This window comes from Mucilaginibacter psychrotolerans (assembly GCF_004519315.1).
GTDB classification, from domain to species: Bacteria; Bacteroidota; Bacteroidia; order Sphingobacteriales; family Sphingobacteriaceae; genus Mucilaginibacter; species Mucilaginibacter psychrotolerans.
Window position 1 is genome coordinate 80,150 of sequence record NZ_SOZE01000009.1, and the last position, 16,133, is coordinate 96,282.

The following is a 16,133-nucleotide window of genomic DNA, read 5'->3' on the forward strand; positions in this document are numbered from 1 at the left end:
ATTCACAAAGAATATACATGTGCTATAACCATTAAATAATTAAACTATGTTTTCCATTTTACCCTCCCTTAAATCAATCAGGCTTTTACTTATCATCGTTTTTGTTAACGGATGCTTGTCTTTACCGGCGGTAGCGGAATCTGCCAACCAGATCCTGGAAAAGAAAGTCACCGTAAGTTTTAAAGAAATAAGTTTAAAAAGCGGTATTGATAAAATTGCCAAAGCTGCGGAGGTTTCCATCATCTACAGTAATTCCAAAGAGTTAATCAATAGCCGGGTTAGCCTCCACGCGGTCAATAAACAATTAAAGGAGGTGTTAAATGACTTACTCCTACCCTTTCCATTATCCTATAAGGTTATAGATGACAAAATCATCATCAGCCATGACGCACAAAAAAGAAAGAGAATTGCGGAACAGCAGCCCGTCATCATTAAAGGAAAGGTAACTGACAGCATTGGCATGGTGCTGCCCGGTGCTACCTTGAAAATAGTCGGTGAAAGCAAGGTTTACATTACTGACAAGAACGGAGAGTTTGTCTTATCCAATGTTCCGCTTAACGCCAGATTACAGGTTTCATTTATTGGATTTATAACACAGGAGGTTTTATTAGCCGATACAACCGCTTATTTGACGGTCGTTTTAAAACAGGATAATTCAAAATTAAATGAGGTAAAGGTTGTTTCAACCGGCTATCAGACGCTACCTAAAGAACGGGCAACCGGCAGTTTTGTCCTCATTGATAGCGCCTTATTGAACCGCAGGGTAGGCAGCAACATCTTGGAAAGATTAGATGGCGTTACCAGCGGGCTGATTTTCAATCAACGAAACCTGGACGGGAATAATAACTCAACGATCACTATCCGGGGACGCAGCACCATTTTTGCTAACCCCAACCCACTTATTGTCGTCGATAATTTCCCATATGATGGCGACATAAATAGTATCAACCCAAATGATATAGCAAGCATCTCTATTTTAAAAGATGCATCGGCCGCCAGCATCTGGGGCGTACGGGCAGGCAATGGCGTCATTGTAATTACCACGAAGAAAGGTAAAAAGGGAAGTGATCCGGTTATTAGTTTAAACGCCAACCTGACCATCGGTGAAAAGCCGAACCTGAATTATCCTTACCAGATGTCGTCGGCAGATAACATTTATGTAGAAAAGTTTTTATTCGACCAGGGCTATTACGATAATACGATCAGCAATGGCTACAGCGCCATATCGCCCGCGGTCGCTTTGATGGATAAGCTAAGAAACAGTCAAATTTCCCAAACTGATTATGATGGGCAAATCAATACCTTAAAACAAAGTGATGTACGGAATGATCTGCGTAAATACTTCTACAGAAAAAGTGCGAACCAGCAATATAGCCTCAGTGTCAGCGGCGGTGCGGCACATCAGAAATATTTTATTTCTGCGGGGTTCGATAAGAACCTGGGAAATCTTGTTTCGGACAGTTACAAACGGTATACGATCAATGCCAACAACACGTTGAACCTGTTGAACGACAAATTGGAGTTGTTTACTTCTATCTCGTTTACCAGGAGTAATACGGGTTCCAATGCAAATACATACAGGGCTTATACGGCTTACGACCAATTAGCAGACAAAAATGGTAATCCATTACCTGTCGTTGATAACATCAATCAAACCCTGAGAGCCTCGTATGTTGATACGGCCGGCAATGGAAAACTTTTAGATTGGCGGTACTTCCCTTTGAATGAAAACAAGGGCAACAGAAATACAGGCCTGACGAATTACAGGTTTCTGGCTGGAATTACCTACAAATTGATCGATCAGCTTAAGATCCAGGTTAACTACCAATACCAGCAGGATCAGAATGATGACAACCGTGTTTATAACCAGGATTCATTTTATGCACGGGACCTGATCAACAGGTTCTCTGCAATTGATCCCTCAACAGGTACTTTAAGCCGGATCATCCCGCTGGGAGCCATTACCGATAGAAACGATGCAACTGCTTCAACGCAATACGGCAGGGTGCAGCTATCGTATGAAAAGACGATAAAAAACATCCACGCCGTTAGTGCGATAGCTGGTTTTGAGGTTAAGGATTATCAATATGATCTGAACAGTCAGCGTTATTACGGCTATGATCCTTCTACTGCAAGCAATGCTAACGGCTCCATTAACCCGTTAGCTTACTACAATATTTATTACGACCCCTATGGCGCCCAAACGATCCCAACCGCACCGAGCCAGTTAGGGAACACGGACCGTTACAGGTCTTATTATGCCAATGCTTCTTATACTTATAACAGCAGGTATATCTTTACGGCAAGTGCCAGAAAAGATGAAACCAATATTTTCGGTGTAAAGGCAAACCAAAAAGGTGTCCCCCTGTGGTCTGCCGGTTTAGCCTGGAATTTGAGCAACGAGGGCTTTTACCATTCAGATGCACTACCCTATTTGAAAATCAGGGCAACCTATGGTTATAATGGCAATGCGGATAAAACAACTTCGGCTTATCTTACCGCTAATGCATTTTACTATAACATCTGGAACACGCTTTACGCTAATATCATTAATCCTCCCAACCCTTCCCTGGGTTGGGAAAAAATCGAGAACATCAATTTAGGGATCGATTTCTCGACAAAAGGGAATTGGCTGTCCGGGAGTTTTGAATATTACCGGAAACGCGGTATGGACCTGATCGGTAACAGCCCTATCGCACCGCAAACCGGCGTAACGACATTCAAAGGTAATTCGGCGGATACAAAAACCAATGGAATTGATATCGTCGCAAATTTAATCATCCTCAGTAAGCCTGGTTTTAAATGGAAACTGAACCTGTTATACAACTACGCCCTTGATCGGATAACCAATTATAGCGCACAGCAGGGCGTTAACGGCGATATTGTATTCAGCAACTATTCCAACCCGCTGGTAGGCTACCCCTACTACGCCATATTTGCTTTTAAATCCGCCGGACTTGATGCTACCGGTAATCCCAGGGGCTATCTGGCAGGAGCTATCAGTACTGACTATGCGGGAATTTATAATTCCCAAAACGCCGATGAACTCGTTTATAAGGGGCCGGCAACTCCGCGGTCATTTGGCAGCGTACGAAATAATATCTCGTTCCGGCAGTGGGATCTTTCAGTCAATGTCGTTTATAAGCTGGGTTATTATTTCAGGAAGAACGGGGTTTTCTCAGGCAGTAATTATGGCTACAATCAGGGAGAATTTGACCAAAGGTGGCAAAAAACAGGAGATGAACTTCATACAACCATACCATCGCTCATTTATCCCAATGATAGCTACAGAGATGTTTTCTACTTAGGTTCTGAAGACGTGATCGATAAAGGCGATCATATCCGGCTACAGGATATCCGGTTAAGCTACCAGCTGAATAAAAAGAGTCACCCGTATCTACCCTTTAGAAGCCTGCAGATCTATTCGTATATCAACAATGTCGGAATTCTTTGGCGTGCAAATAAGGATGGATTGGACCCCGATGCAGGGACACAATTATTGCCTTCAACACGGACCATCTCATTTGGGTTAAATGCGACTTTTTAAATTAACTATCATGAACAGAAAAAATTTCAAAATCGGCAGTGTCTGTTTAGCGCTTCTTACTGCGGCAGTGCTCACTTCCTGCAAAAAAGATTTCTTAAACGTAAAACCGAGTACAAGCCTGGTCCAACCGCATACCATTACAGATTTCCAGCAGTTACTTAGTAACACGGAAGTATTCAACCAGACAGGCGCACTCCCGCTTGCCTCCTCTGACGAATTTATCATTCCCGATTATGCTACCTACCAATCACTTGTACAATTGACCACCAGGAATGCCTATACATGGGAAAAAGATCTTTATGGGGGGCAGGGAAATGTAAAAGATTGGAATATTCCTTACGCGGCTATTTTTTATGCCAATAGCGTACTGGATGGCTTGCCCAACAGTGACGGGATAGGCACCAGTGAATGGAACAAGGCCAAGGGATGGGCGTATTTTGCCCGCGCGTTCGCCTTTTACGACCTGGCCCAAAACTTTTGTGAGGCTTACGATGGCAAAACTGCGGGAAGCTCCCCCGGCGTTCCCTTGCGGCTTACTTCAGGTATAGATGAGCTATTACCCAGGGCCACTTTGCAACAGACCTATGATCAGCTATTGTCAGACCTGCAACAAGCAGGCAGATTGCTTCCTAATAATCTATCTGTTGATTTTAGGAACCAGCCCTCCAAAGCTGCGGTTTACGCCTTGTTCGCCCGGATCTATTTAAGTATGCGCGAGTACCCCAAAGCGGAGGCGTATGCAGATAGCTGCTTATTGATTTACAATAAACTTATCGACTATAACACCGTTTCAAAAACAGCAAGCACGCCTTTTACTTTTTCCAACGACGAAAGTAACTACTACAGTGTCCAAACCACTGATCTGACCGAGGTGATCTCCTCCTCACTTGGAAGATACGCTATAACGCCGGAATTGTTAAGCTTATATGATGCGAACGACCTGAGAAAGCCAATCTATTTCGGAAAAGCAGCCAATGGAACCACGCTACGCAAGCGGACGTACAGCGGAAGATCGCTGATTTATACCGGGCTGGCAACGGATGAGCTGTACCTGATCAAAGCGGAATGCGCTGCGAGAAGGTCAGCTGTCCAGACCGCACTAAGTAGCTTAAATACTTTATTAATTACCAGGTATACCAGCGGCACCTTTACACCACGCAGTGCTTCAGATCCAGCAACAGCATTAGCAATGGTCTTAACAGAGCGCCAAAAAGAACTGATCCGGCGGGGCCTGCGGTGGTCAGACCTGAAGCGGTTGAATAAAGAGGGGGCCAACATCACTATAACAAGGATATTGAATGGGAAAACCTATACGCTGCCCCCGAATGACCCACGGTATTTGTTCCCGATACCCGATGACGAAATTAATTACAGCGGCATATCGCAAAATCCCCGATAGCCTAACGGGTGCCTAATTAATGAGCACATCATTATAATATACAACTACATTAAAACAAGATGAACATTTCAAAAAACAAGACCTACTGGTTTTATTATCCTCAACTGTTAAAATATGTCCTGATACTTATTACAGGATTTACAAGTCTGTCGACTGTTTCTGGACAGACCCGTAAGGAAATTGTCATTTACGGCAAGTGGACACCTGAAATAAGAAAAGCGCTTCCTGATAATTTTAGCCTGGAAGTTTATAGAAATATCCTCGGGATTGACTCCAATGTAAACCAGACCTATCAGGTAAAGGTATCAGCCAACGCCTTTATGGTAAAAATCAAGCCGAAAGCCGATTTTGTCTATTTCGGCTTTAAAGGATTTCCGGTGGATAGCTGGGTTGGATTAACCTTGGCCCGGCCCGGCGATAGCCTTTACTTTGATATCAAAAGCAAAGATGATTTCCATTTTAAATCAAACAACGAAGCCTTGTATACCTGTCAGGCTGAATTAAAAAAGGCAAATGTTCCGGTAAACGGAACCAAGCCATTTCACAATAGCGATACCGGCATTGTTAACTATTTGATTTTTAAACGGGATTCGATTTTGAAGGATCTTGACCGCATCCTTTTAAAATATCAACAGCAATTACCGCCAGACCTGTTAGCCATACTTAAAATCAATAGTTATAGCGAGCTGAACCGCGGCTATATTACTTCATTGAGTGTAATCGTACAGAATAAAACCTATAGCCAAACAGAAGAAAACCTAGCAGTGACGGCCATCAATGAACGCTATCAAAAAAACAAGCCCCCGGTAGATTCCGCCTTGATCACCAATTCTATTTCATATGCACCTTATCTTATCGAATTAGAGCGGGCATGGAACGGGCTGCACAGTGATACCAGTAATTTCAAACAAGACCGGTTCGAACGAACGTTTAAAGCCATCAGCAGCAATTATTCCGGCCTGCTGAGACAAAAGATCCTTACCGTATTTTTCATGGCCTTTTTTAATCAATCCTACACAGCGCAGGCGGATCTCCAATCTATTATTGGCGAGGTAACTGAATATCCTTATCAAAACATTTTAACAGGCTTACTACATTCAAAAACGACCGGGAACAGGGCTTATCCATTTAAACTGCAAAGTTATGATGGAAGATATTATACTTTAGATGATTTCAAGGGCAAGGTCATGATTTGCAAGTTCTGGTTCTATGGATGCAGTGGTTGTGCCATGGAAGAAAAAGAATTACAACCGATCAGGGAGCGATACAAAAACAATCCCAACGTTGTGTTCATTAGCGTAAACGTAGATTACAACAGGAAGCTTTGGAAGATGGGTTTGGACAAGGGTATTTATTCGTCACCTCAGGAACTTAATTTACATACAAACGGTATGGGCTACCGTCATCCCATGCTTGATTTTTATAATTACCAGTCATTCCCGCAACTATTATTGGTAGACAAGAATAGTAGTATCATTACTTCAAGCCCGGTTAGAATCACAGATGAGAAATCCCTTTTAGCGTTAGACGAGTTAATTCGAACACATCTTTAAAAAAATCACATAGGAGCAAATTAATTGCTCCTATGTGATTAAAGCATCTTTATTGTTCCCAAATCTCTTTTGTTGCAGATTCTGACCCGCCGGACGGCCTTGCGGAATAAGTAAACGAAGCCACACCCGGATCAGTCGCATAGGTTATGGTGCAGGCGTGAGGTTTTGATTGGAGCGGATCACAATTGCCGCTTGGGCTGGTTAATTTGGTATAATTATCCTGGCTCAACTGGTAATAAGTTACCGAAGCAAACTTTTTAGCAGTTGTAAAAGAACTGAACCCGATGGCCATAGCGCCTACTACGAGGCCTAAAGCGATTTGTTTGAAGTTTTTCATGTTGTGTATTTTTATTGATTATTTGATTTGTGTAGCCGGAGCGCGATGATGGCCAGCCCGATAAAGGCGAGGTTAAACCATAAATGCTGCGTCCAGCTTAAGTTTTCGATGACACCGCCACAGTGGCAAGGGATTGTTTTTGCCCAGAGCAGCACTCCGGAGATGTAACCGGTGAAAACGACCATCATCGCCAGGAAGAGGTATAATCCCGATTTTGCCGTATAGGGGATCAGCAATAAAATAAAGGTCAGTATTTCGATCAGCGGAACGAACCAGGAAATAAAAACAGCCAGGCCGCTGATCAGATGTACCCCGGACAGGCCTTTAAGAAACCGGTCATGATCGACCAATTTGGCATAGGCGGTATACAGGAATAGAAACATGCAAACCAGGCGAATGGCTGTAATTAACCATTCCTTAGTTGATTCCGTTAAGGCAAACCTGCGCTTCATTATAATACGACTTTCCATAAACGAGGATAATGATGGACATTAGGAATACAAGATGGCTGATGCCAGCAGCAGGTACGTAACCCGCATGGATGAGTTTACTCTTTGTCACCGCGTCCTTTCTTTGTATTACCTCCTGGGGAGATAAGGGGTTAAATGATCTTTGTGATTATCTATCACAAAGTAACTACAACCCAAAGCACCAAAACAGTAGTAAAATGGTGGTGCTTAATGAGGGTAAATGGCAATAGAATTCTGCTTTTTTCTGCATAACCCGGTTCAAGCCGCAGATTAATCCCCTATTTCGTCGTATCATTTTAAAAAAACAACTACTTTACTTTACTACCCTGACACCCCTACGATTAATTAAGCCGGATAACCGCCTCTCACGGGCGTTCAGCGCAAACCTTTTTGTAGCTGCACCATCATCTTAAAATTAAAACAGGCCTGTTTTTCAGCAAAGCGAGGTGGGCGGACGGCGGCTTGATTTGCTGAAATTCAGGCCACCCGACACGCCGTCCTGCCTGTTGCGGATGAAAGCAGCAAGTGGCAGGGCGGCGCGATTTTTTTAAGATTTCAACGAGATTAACTTTTCATAGACATCCTGCCAATAAGCTTGTAAAGCCTCGTCCTGCGCGGCATAGTCGGGGTTGGCATGACGGTAATGGCGGTAATCATCCGCCTGTAAGATGGCTAAATCCAAGTTTGTAACTTGGATGTTTTTGCCTTTTAAATCTGTAATTTCCATGAATGTTGGTTTAAAAGCCGCATTAAGCGGCGGCTTGTTCTGCGATTTCAGGTTTGTCATCAACCACTTTCAGGGGCTGTGTCCTGAAGTCGTGGAGGTTCATGAAAAACCCACGGTTCAATAGTATGCCTTCCCGAAATAAAGCCCATAAAAGCGAAGCCCCCATATTGGCTAAAGTGGAATTGATAAACAAATCCTGTTTGGTCAGGGCTTCGGCTAAAGAGCAGCTTGGCGTATCATCGGTTACATCTGCGGCTTCCAATAAGCCTTTAAAAGTCTCGGTCACAAATGGCAGGTTACCAACGGTCACAAATTTCTCCGAGGTCGGTTGTTTGAGTTCCCCGATTGTTGACAATAATACTTGTCCTGTATCCTTGCTATTGCCTAAATCCATCCAGTATAGCGGCTTGTTGCGTTCATAACTCTTATAGTTTTTGTATGCCCCCAATATTTCGGCTATCTCGAACCTTGCGGCTGCATTATCCACACAGGTAATATAGAGATTGGCTTTGCCGTTGTCGGGCAGGTATCGCAGGGTTTCCGATTCATAGCGTTTGGTAACTGCTTTCCAGTTTGTACCGAAAAACCGGTTGATACGGTTTACAAGGGCAACACATTTGTGCAGGCCCATTTCTGCTTCGGCAAAAAGTTGCCTGCCGAGGTTGGCAGGGCTTACGGTATCATCATCGTAAACAGTAACGAGAAGGCCGGGATAATCTAAGGCAAGCATGGCCTGGTTCATACGGGCAAGGCAAGTCAGCATTTGGCTACCCGTTCCCCCCGCCCCTATTAGATTGACAGTAATCGGATTGGTTGGGTTGACTAAATAATTATCGGTAATATGAACGGTGGTTAAAGTTTTCATCGAATTAAGTTTTTAAGTTGGTATTTGGTAGCGTTTAGCACGTTGGCCGGGAACGGTTCGGCGGTGGTGGTCAGTTGCTGCCACAACTGCACGATATTGCCTTTGATGGGTTCATGCCCTCCTATTAAGTGGCTGAAATAGCTATTAAAAAAATAGTCCTGCCATAGTTCCATAAATTGTTCCAAGCCGCAGTCGTTCGGGATGCGAATGCGCACGTTACCCATACAAACCCTACCATCATTGTAGAGATTGAAAAAAGGAGCATAATACAGCGGTGTCGTTTCCTTAAATTCTTTGGCATCTACTGCGAATATTTGCAAGCTGCCTTTTCCGGCTTTCCACACCAATGCCGGAATATTTGCCGCTGCCGAGGGGATGCCCAAATTTTCGGTAAACAATAGTTTGACGGCTTGCGGTGGCGTATGCCAAATCACATAACCGTTAGCACCGCTGTTGAGGTGCAAAACATTTTGTGGCATTAAGCCTTTAGGCGTTAAGAATCCCTGCGCTTTCTTTTCGTTCACCTGTAGGGCTTTAGTCAAGCTATTGCATTCTTTGACAGATAAGGGATGCCCGTTAATCGGGCAACCTTTCCCGTCCATGTCGTAGCTTTCGATATAGTAATCTGATTGGTTCTGCTCGCCTGTCTTGCGCAGGATAATTAAAGCTTTTATAGGTTCGTATAGATTTCCGAACATGCCTGTTAATTCTTTCATGGCTTGCGGTATAAAAGGGTACATAAATCGTCTATCAGTCCGAATGCCCGTTGCTCATAGGCTAATTCATTCGTATAGGCGGGTTGGGCTTCATTAAAAATGGTGGTTATTTCGGGTTCCTGGTATCGGGCGCGCTCGTTAAAATCATCGTTCACCATGCTTTTCAAGCGTTCGCTCAGATTATCATTAATGCTCCCGATAAAAGAAATATATTCGTGCATCCCCACGTAATTATCTTCGTAATCCTCGACCTCGTAATCCTGTAAACTGGCATGCCTAAACAAGTTTGCATTGGGGAATTCTTGTCCTAATTTCAGGCAGGTTTGAGCGACTGCAAGGCAATCCTTTTCAAATTCACTTACGGCGTTGAAATTGGCGATAAGGCTGTCCAGACTTTGGCGAAAACCTGTTTCCATCATTTTAGCCTGTATAAAGTCACCCTGTATTTTGGCATTTTCGAGGGCTGATTTTTCGTGTGCGTATTCATCTTCCTCGCCGTCTCCCCAATCATCGCTTATCCATTCTTCCAAGGCCTCGTAATTGCAATACATATACGTGTCCTCATCCCGGTAATAGGAAATACCCGCCTCGGCATAGAGGTAAGCGCAAACGGCGGTCAGCAGTTCGGCACAAGGTATATGCAGTTCATTCTGCCATAACTGGTAAATTGGCATAACGGGGATATAGTACAGGCAAAACTCTTCGTCAAACGTTTCTTCTATGGTCAGGCATACCTGCTTATTCTCCTGCTCGATAATTTTTAGATGTCGGTATTTGTCTTTCACTCGGAGTTTAAGGTGCAATTCCTTTTCAGCCATTAACAAATTGTACGGGTATGGCAGGGAACGATAATCAGTCAGTTCCAAACCATAGTGTTTTTCGAGGTAAGAACGGGATTTAAAAAAATCCCGTTCTGCGGCTGAACGATCCGGCAGGTCTTGCGCTGGTGCGTACATGGGCGTAAAGCTATGCCTTAAAAAACCATCGGTAACAGGTGGTGCGGAGCGTGGCGGGTTTTGCCTTACTTCCTGCGCATCGGGCAGCCTGTCGAGGTCTTTTGCGAAGTGTGCTAACTGCTGATGTAATTTCCATTGCTGTGGGTTTCGTTTTTGTACTGATCTGTCTGCTGTTCCTGTTTTCATCGTTAACCTTTCGTGCCTATGGTGGATACAAATTCGTATTCCCTAAAGTCGTCTTTGAACTCAGGCCCGACAATTTTGGCGGTGGTCAGGATGGCATAGAGGTTAGCAAAATGGTTGCAAACCGCTTCGGGGCTAAAGTCCTCATTAGGGTCGGTCAACCGTATTTTTTGACCGTTTTCTGTATGAATAAAAACCCGTGGTAATAATTTTGTCTGTATCATGGCTATGGGAATTAGGCGTTATAATCAATTAATACTTTCTCGTACAGGTTGGCTTGTTGGGTCAGATACTGGCGTTTCTTTTTCAATTCGTTCTCCTTATTGGGGTGGTCTTCGATGGTTGGCAGGATGGTTAAAGCTTCGGAAAACTTGAACTTTTTAATCAGTTCAGTTACCTTCTCCATCGCTTCATCGTAGGCTTTTTTCTTATCCTCTTTGCTGATTTTGGGTTCAGGCAGTTCCACATCGTCGGTTTTCTTAGTAGCTGTTGCGGTGGTTTGCGCTTTTTCCTTGTTCTTCTTATCCTGCTCCAGCTTGGAGGCGGCTTTAGCTATCTCTACACTTTTCAAATGGGCTTCCATATTGGTTTGCAGTCCTGCGCTTTTTAAGGTCGGTTCAGTTACCTTGTCAAAAAAGCCCTCGTCTAAATCCTCGGCTGTGCCGGAAAGGGTAAGCGGTACGATGAGGTTCACTGCCTTATCTCCGCAGGTGGTATTGAATAATTGAGATACAATAAAATTGCCTTTATCATCTGTGGTGATGGCCAGTTTCCAAACCCCTTGCAGGTTCAGGCTTGCTATATTTTGAAAAAAGTTCGTTGTCATGATTAATGATTTAATAAAGGGGGATTGCTCCCCTTTTGGATGATTAATTGAATTGCAGGAAATTGTCGTTAAGGTGTTTGGAGAAATCGAGGCACAGGTCAAAGGCAGTTTGCGCTCTTTGTTTGGCTGTTCCCTCGGTGATGGATTTAAATTTGGCTTCACCGTCCCTGTAGTTTCGTACATTTTGAAAATAGCCAGTCACCGAATTATAAGCACCGAACAAAGTCCCCGCAGTCGTTTCCATTTGCTGTGTCGGGCTGCTCATGGCATATTCGTAAACCTTGTCTACCATGTTGGTGTAGGTAGTTGACAGTTCATCGGTTTTACCTGCCATCAGGTTGTTTAGTACCTCTTTATTTGGCACCATAGCAACTTGTATTAGTTTCTTCACCTCCTTATCAGTGATGCGGACGGTTGACCAATGATTGAAGATTTCCTGCATTTCGTCAGCCATTCTGTTACTGATACCCATGAGCGTATGCGCCTGTTTCAATCGGTCGTTGGCAGATGCGGTATGACGGATTTTAATGCCGACCGAATGGTTACGCATGGCAGCGTTAAGCGTGTTGTTACACACAATTCTTACGGGGGTAAAGGCTGCGGTAATGCTTCCAAAACCATCGTGGGAGGTGGTCAGAAAAAGATATTTTTCGATAAAATCGTCCTTGCCAACACGGATGTAGCCCGGTAGTTTGGCGGTAATAAATATGCGTTCGCCTTTGCCTAACGCCCCTGCCGTTTCGTAAAGTATGCCCTCTCCCCCGCCGACAATAGCATCAAAAAACTCGAATGCGTTTACATTCTGTACGACTTCATAATCTTTGCCCACTACCCCTAAAACCTGTTCGGTATCGGTGCGGATGGTTGCAAAGTAATTGGGTACTTCGATTTCTGGGATCAAAATATCCGTGTCGGGGTCGCCTGTATGATTTTCGGTATCATAGGTAAACAGGGGGCGTTTTTCTACATGGTAGTCTAAGCCTGCAAATTGTATCGCCTGTGCGCTTGTGGGATATTGGTCTACGATTTTACCTAAACCGTGCCATGCTCTTTCCTTTACGCTGAAAAAGCTGTATGAGTGAGTTGCTTCGTTGAAATTCAAGTTGTGTGCCATGATGTTAAGATTTTGCTTTTAAATAAAAAATGAATGGGAACGGGATTAAAATGGCAGGTCGTCGTCGTCTTGACCTGCACCTGCGGTTACCGTCTTTTTCTCCTTGCCTTCGGCAGGGTCTGCGCTTTTAGCCATCGGGCTGAATAGCTTAATGGTGTCGCAAGTGCAAATCAGCCTCGACTGTAACCCTTTGGTTTGGCTTTGATAGGCTTGCGCTTCCACCCATCCCAAAATTTCAACTACTGCGCCTTTGCTGAGGTATTCAGCAAGTCCTGTATTGCGCCAGTAGGTGCAATCAACGAATACGGCTTTTTCCTTTTTTTCGCCTGCTTTGTTTTTCCATTTTTGGTTAATGGCTACGGTAAAATTGATAAGGGATTTGTTTGTGGCAACCGATTTAACTTCTGCGTTTCCGGTTAATCTTCCTGTGAATAACATAATTTGATTTTTTAATGAATAAATTTTTATTTATTGTTCTTCTTTCGCCCCCATGCCCTGATTGATTATTTTTAAAAGAAAAAGGGAAAAAAGAAAGCAATAGGAAGTGCCGGTAAACGAGGCAAAAGGAAACTGAATAATTGGAGGGGACCCTTTGGGGAGGCAGCCGTTTATGCGGTAGTCTTTTGTCAAACCAACCGTTATATCCGGCAAGATATTAGCTGCGCTTTTTACCCGTTTCGCCTAAAAATAAAATGGATTAAATAAAAAAATGCCATTGGAGCCGCAGGCGATGAGTTGTCCAATCGGTGTAATGGTTCTCCTTTCACTCATGCCCATAGCGCTTTAGCAGCAGCCTACACTTAGTATGTTGGTAATTACTATAGGGCAATGGTGCCCATCCTTTGTATTTTTACTTCGCTAATAATCCGGTTCACCCGGAATGCAGACCTAAAACAAATATTAAATGAGCTTCATAGCGGACATCAAAAAGCGACTCCCGGCTGTACTTTGGATTTCGTGTTGTATTGGTTTTTTACTCTTTTTTATCGGCCCTATTAACGAGTTACTAAATAAACTGGTAGTCAAGCCTCTAATTTCAGCATTCACTAATTCGATCCTGAATGAGTTGGTCTTGTTGGTGCTTGCGGTGTTGGCTGGTGCCTGGCTATACTTGTTTGGTGACAAAGGATATCTGCGGCGGATAGCGATTTTCACTGCTTTTTTTTATGTATTGCAGCTAAATCAGCCACTATGGAACTTCGCACACATGCGCTTAATCCCGGGAACGCGTGAGTGGGATCTTATTGTTGCTGCATTAATCATTCCTGCAGTCTTAACTTTTATCCCAGTAAGGAGGATTGAGATCGCCGGGGTTAACAACAACGGCTTTATTGAAGATTTGGCTATAGTCTCTGCTGATGAGGATAGCTTTAACAGAAAGGAAGTTGCACGGGAAATTGCAGAAAGAATTGGCAGGACCGCCAATAGCAAATCATTTGCTATCGGCATTCTGGGAGAGTACGGCAGTGGGAAAACATCTTTTATCAATTTGATCAAGAGTTACATTGATCAAAAAAAATCGGAGATCGTGGATTTCAATCCATGGAGCACTGAAGGAACGCCAAATATTCAAAAAGACTTTTTTGATCTGTTGGCCAGCAGGCTGTATACACTTAACCCACAGGTTGCTGGATTAGTCCTTGAATATTCCCGGAAACTTAGCCGTGTAGATAGTTCAGCAGAGAAGCTCGTTCGTCAGATCGGTTTTGCCGGCCGGTTGTTCAGTATTGGGAATTATACTGATGACTATGAGCGAATTAATCAGTTATTGGAAAAATCCGGTAAAAAAATAATCGTAACGATAGACGATCTTGACAGGCTTTACAAGGATGAAGTCATGGAAGTGATGCGATTGATTCGGAACACAGCGAACTTTACCAATATTTTTTATCTCGTTGCCTACGAAAGGAGTTATATCCAGGAGTCTATTAAATCTATGAACGCTAATGTCTCCAGCAGCTACCTGGACAAGATAATCCAGCTGGAGATACCTTTACCCAAAAGAGAAAATGAAGACCTGCTTAGGGTACTTGAAAAACTACTGGAAAGTTTTATCACTTCCGATCATATGGAAGCGTACCGGAGCCATATCCTCGAAACAGGATTTCGCAATCAATTTAATTTTGCGTTTGAAACGATTTTCCGCCAATCGAGAGATGTCATTAAATTCATCAATAATTTTAAGATCGCCTACCAGTTTTTAGGGAAAGAGGTCATGTTTGAGAGCCTTTTTGTATTAGAACTGCTCAAATTCCGGTTTCCATTAATTTATGACAGACTATTTGAACGACGAAACGATTTTATCAGGGATAAGCCATCCAGATCGTCGCACGAAGAATATTATGAATTGAGGACTTACCTGGTGGAAAAAGAGGAACTGCCGATAATTGGCCGTACGCTGCGGGAAGAGCAACAATACACAGAAAGCGAGATTACCCTGATTTGCGGCCTTCTGAATAACCTGTTTTTCAAATTCAACCGCTCAGCTAAGGCAAAAAATGCGATCATTTACCCCATGTTTTTTGAACGTTATTTCCGCTATAGATTAAGTAACCGGGACATATCTGAAAAACTATTCCAGAATGCATGGCAGCGCGGCATTTTGGGCGTAAAAAATTTGGTGGATCAATGTGCGGAGGATAAGCTGCTAAATGAACTTTCCACGCGAATTTTTCAGGAAAAACCGAAAACAAGGATAGATTTTGAACTGAAGGTGTCATCCCTTTTTTACCTGGGAACCAGGTACGTGAGAGAAAAAGGGCGTCGCTCCTTCGACTACGAAGCGTTTACCGATCTGCTTTATAATTATGATCACCGGATTGAAAAACAATATTATAAGAAAGATGAAAGCGCCTATCGTCTTTTTGTAGAAAGCTTATTTGCAGGCGCAGAAAGTCCGTATGTATTTCCTGCCGAAGTTATTTACCACATTAAACATGATCAAAAAGAAATAGGTGTTCCGACCACGGCCCTGATAGACTTTCAAACCCACTACTTCAAAGCGCATATCGCTGAAAAGGGCTTAAGCAAGGATGGCACATGGATGTTTTGGGGTATACGGCATGATTACACGGAACCCGCACCGGGAAAGCCGGGATATGTGACGAAACATTTCAAGTTTGAGCCGCCGGTTATTCCGGTCGTTAAAGCTGCCCTGGCGGAGCAGGACCCATTCCAATTTCTAAAGTTTGGTATTAAATACGATATGCGCGAAAAAGAATTAGTCGCCATTCATCCGGAATTGCTGACAATATTTACTACGCCAGATGAATACAAGGAAATTATTACCGCAAACACAAAGGTTGAGCCAGCAATAAAAGCTGATTTCCTGGCATTTTTCGAGGCGTGTAAAGAAAAGGGATTCAACAATTGGGCGGATTATGAATTTAAAACGGCCTTAAAACCTGAGCGGAATGATGACGATGATTGAGTTTAATCTG

At 43.4% G+C, this 16,133-nt stretch carries 14 protein-coding genes; 4 read left to right on the plus strand and 10 right to left on the minus strand.

Translation table 11 applies throughout. The annotated features are described in order from the left end of the window. Positions 1–46: 46 nt before the first annotated feature. From E2R66_RS11135 to E2R66_RS11145, 3 genes are read left to right on the plus strand one after another with little or no spacing between them, the layout of a single operon-like run. Complete coding sequence (locus tag E2R66_RS11135; protein WP_133230654.1) at positions 47–3,547, plus strand: SusC/RagA family TonB-linked outer membrane protein; 3,501 nt, start codon at positions 47–49, stop codon at positions 3,545–3,547. Between the two features lie 10 nt (positions 3,548–3,557). Continuing rightward, positions 3,558–4,946, plus strand: coding sequence for a RagB/SusD family nutrient uptake outer membrane protein (locus tag E2R66_RS11140; protein WP_158288381.1), 1,389 nt, complete (start codon positions 3,558–3,560; stop codon positions 4,944–4,946). Positions 4,947–5,005: 59 nt separating this feature from the next. Next, positions 5,006–6,499, plus strand: a complete 1,494-nt coding sequence (locus E2R66_RS11145) for a TlpA family protein disulfide reductase (protein ID WP_133230650.1) — start codon at positions 5,006–5,008, stop codon at positions 6,497–6,499. 49 nt (positions 6,500–6,548) lie between these two features. Here E2R66_RS11145 and E2R66_RS11150 read toward each other — a convergent pair whose 3' ends face one another. The 10 genes from E2R66_RS11150 to E2R66_RS11195 all read right to left on the minus strand — a co-directional run bounded on the left by E2R66_RS11150 (position 6,549) and on the right by E2R66_RS11195 (position 13,131). After that, on the minus strand, positions 6,549–6,836 hold the full coding sequence (locus tag E2R66_RS11150; protein WP_133230648.1) for a hypothetical protein: 288 nt from the start codon (positions 6,834–6,836) through the stop codon (positions 6,549–6,551). A gap of 11 nt (positions 6,837–6,847) precedes the next feature. Beyond that, on the minus strand, positions 6,848–7,288 hold the full coding sequence (locus E2R66_RS11155; protein ID WP_134737924.1) for a MauE/DoxX family redox-associated membrane protein: 441 nt from the start codon (positions 7,286–7,288) through the stop codon (positions 6,848–6,850). A 565-nt stretch (positions 7,289–7,853) separates the two neighbouring features. After that, the gene (locus E2R66_RS11160; RefSeq protein WP_133230644.1) at positions 7,854–8,033 is read right to left on the minus strand and encodes a hypothetical protein; all 180 of its coding nucleotides are present in this window, start codon (positions 8,031–8,033) and stop codon (positions 7,854–7,856) included. 22 nt (positions 8,034–8,055) lie between these two features. Continuing rightward, positions 8,056–8,898: a PRTRC system ThiF family protein gene (locus E2R66_RS11165; protein WP_133230642.1), complete on the minus strand. Its 843-nt coding sequence runs from the start codon at positions 8,896–8,898 to the stop codon at positions 8,056–8,058. Next, on the minus strand, positions 8,895–9,614 hold the full coding sequence (locus E2R66_RS11170) for a PRTRC system protein B (protein WP_133230640.1): 720 nt from the start codon (positions 9,612–9,614) through the stop codon (positions 8,895–8,897). Before E2R66_RS11170 ends, E2R66_RS11165 begins: the two co-directional genes overlap by 4 nt. Beyond that, positions 9,611–10,756, minus strand: a complete 1,146-nt coding sequence (locus tag E2R66_RS11175; RefSeq protein WP_133230638.1) for a hypothetical protein — start codon at positions 10,754–10,756, stop codon at positions 9,611–9,613. The genes E2R66_RS11170 and E2R66_RS11175 overlap by 4 nt, the downstream gene beginning before the upstream one ends. Positions 10,757–10,758: 2 nt before the next feature. Beyond that, on the minus strand, positions 10,759–10,977 hold the full coding sequence (locus E2R66_RS11180; RefSeq protein WP_133230636.1) for a PRTRC system protein C: 219 nt from the start codon (positions 10,975–10,977) through the stop codon (positions 10,759–10,761). Positions 10,978–10,988: 11 nt separating this feature from the next. Further along, on the minus strand, positions 10,989–11,579 hold the full coding sequence (locus tag E2R66_RS11185) for a PRTRC system protein E (protein WP_133230634.1): 591 nt from the start codon (positions 11,577–11,579) through the stop codon (positions 10,989–10,991). 43 nt (positions 11,580–11,622) lie between these two features. After that, positions 11,623–12,693 (minus strand): DUF932 domain-containing protein, encoded by a 1,071-nt coding sequence (locus E2R66_RS11190; protein WP_133230632.1) that lies wholly within the window; start codon positions 12,691–12,693, stop codon positions 11,623–11,625. 45 nt (positions 12,694–12,738) lie between these two features. Continuing rightward, a complete protein-coding gene (locus E2R66_RS11195) occupies positions 12,739–13,131 on the minus strand; it encodes a single-stranded DNA-binding protein (protein ID WP_133230630.1) in 393 nt (130 codons plus the stop codon). Between the two features lie 466 nt (positions 13,132–13,597). Between E2R66_RS11195 and E2R66_RS11200 the strand changes: the two genes are divergently transcribed. Continuing rightward, positions 13,598–16,123 carry a KAP family P-loop NTPase fold protein gene (locus E2R66_RS11200; protein WP_133230628.1) on the plus strand — a complete coding sequence of 842 codons (2,526 nt, stop codon included), beginning with the start codon at positions 13,598–13,600 and terminating at the stop codon, positions 16,121–16,123. Positions 16,124–16,133 lie beyond the last annotated feature (10 nt).

Coding starts and splice junctions, on each gene's coding strand:
- E2R66_RS11165 (WP_133230642.1), bottom strand. CDS start 8,898: ATGAAAACTTTAACCACCGTTCATATTACCGATAATTATTTAGTCAAC.
- E2R66_RS11135 (WP_133230654.1), top strand. CDS start 47: ATGTTTTCCATTTTACCCTCCCTTAAATCAATCAGGCTTTTACTTATC.
- E2R66_RS11195 (WP_133230630.1), bottom strand. CDS start 13,131: ATGTTATTCACAGGAAGATTAACCGGAAACGCAGAAGTTAAATCGGTT.
- E2R66_RS11160 (WP_133230644.1), bottom strand. CDS start 8,033: ATGGAAATTACAGATTTAAAAGGCAAAAACATCCAAGTTACAAACTTG.
- E2R66_RS11185 (WP_133230634.1), bottom strand. CDS start 11,579: ATGACAACGAACTTTTTTCAAAATATAGCAAGCCTGAACCTGCAAGGG.
- E2R66_RS11180 (WP_133230636.1), bottom strand. CDS start 10,977: ATGATACAGACAAAATTATTACCACGGGTTTTTATTCATACAGAAAAC.
- E2R66_RS11175 (WP_133230638.1), bottom strand. CDS start 10,756: ATGAAAACAGGAACAGCAGACAGATCAGTACAAAAACGAAACCCACAG.
- E2R66_RS11190 (WP_133230632.1), bottom strand. CDS start 12,693: ATGGCACACAACTTGAATTTCAACGAAGCAACTCACTCATACAGCTTT.
- E2R66_RS11155 (WP_134737924.1), bottom strand. CDS start 7,288: ATGAAGCGCAGGTTTGCCTTAACGGAATCAACTAAGGAATGGTTAATT.
- E2R66_RS11145 (WP_133230650.1), top strand. CDS start 5,006: ATGAACATTTCAAAAAACAAGACCTACTGGTTTTATTATCCTCAACTG.
- E2R66_RS11200 (WP_133230628.1), top strand. CDS start 13,598: ATGAGCTTCATAGCGGACATCAAAAAGCGACTCCCGGCTGTACTTTGG.
- E2R66_RS11170 (WP_133230640.1), bottom strand. CDS start 9,614: ATGAAAGAATTAACAGGCATGTTCGGAAATCTATACGAACCTATAAAA.
- E2R66_RS11150 (WP_133230648.1), bottom strand. CDS start 6,836: ATGAAAAACTTCAAACAAATCGCTTTAGGCCTCGTAGTAGGCGCTATG.
- E2R66_RS11140 (WP_158288381.1), top strand. CDS start 3,558: ATGAACAGAAAAAATTTCAAAATCGGCAGTGTCTGTTTAGCGCTTCTT.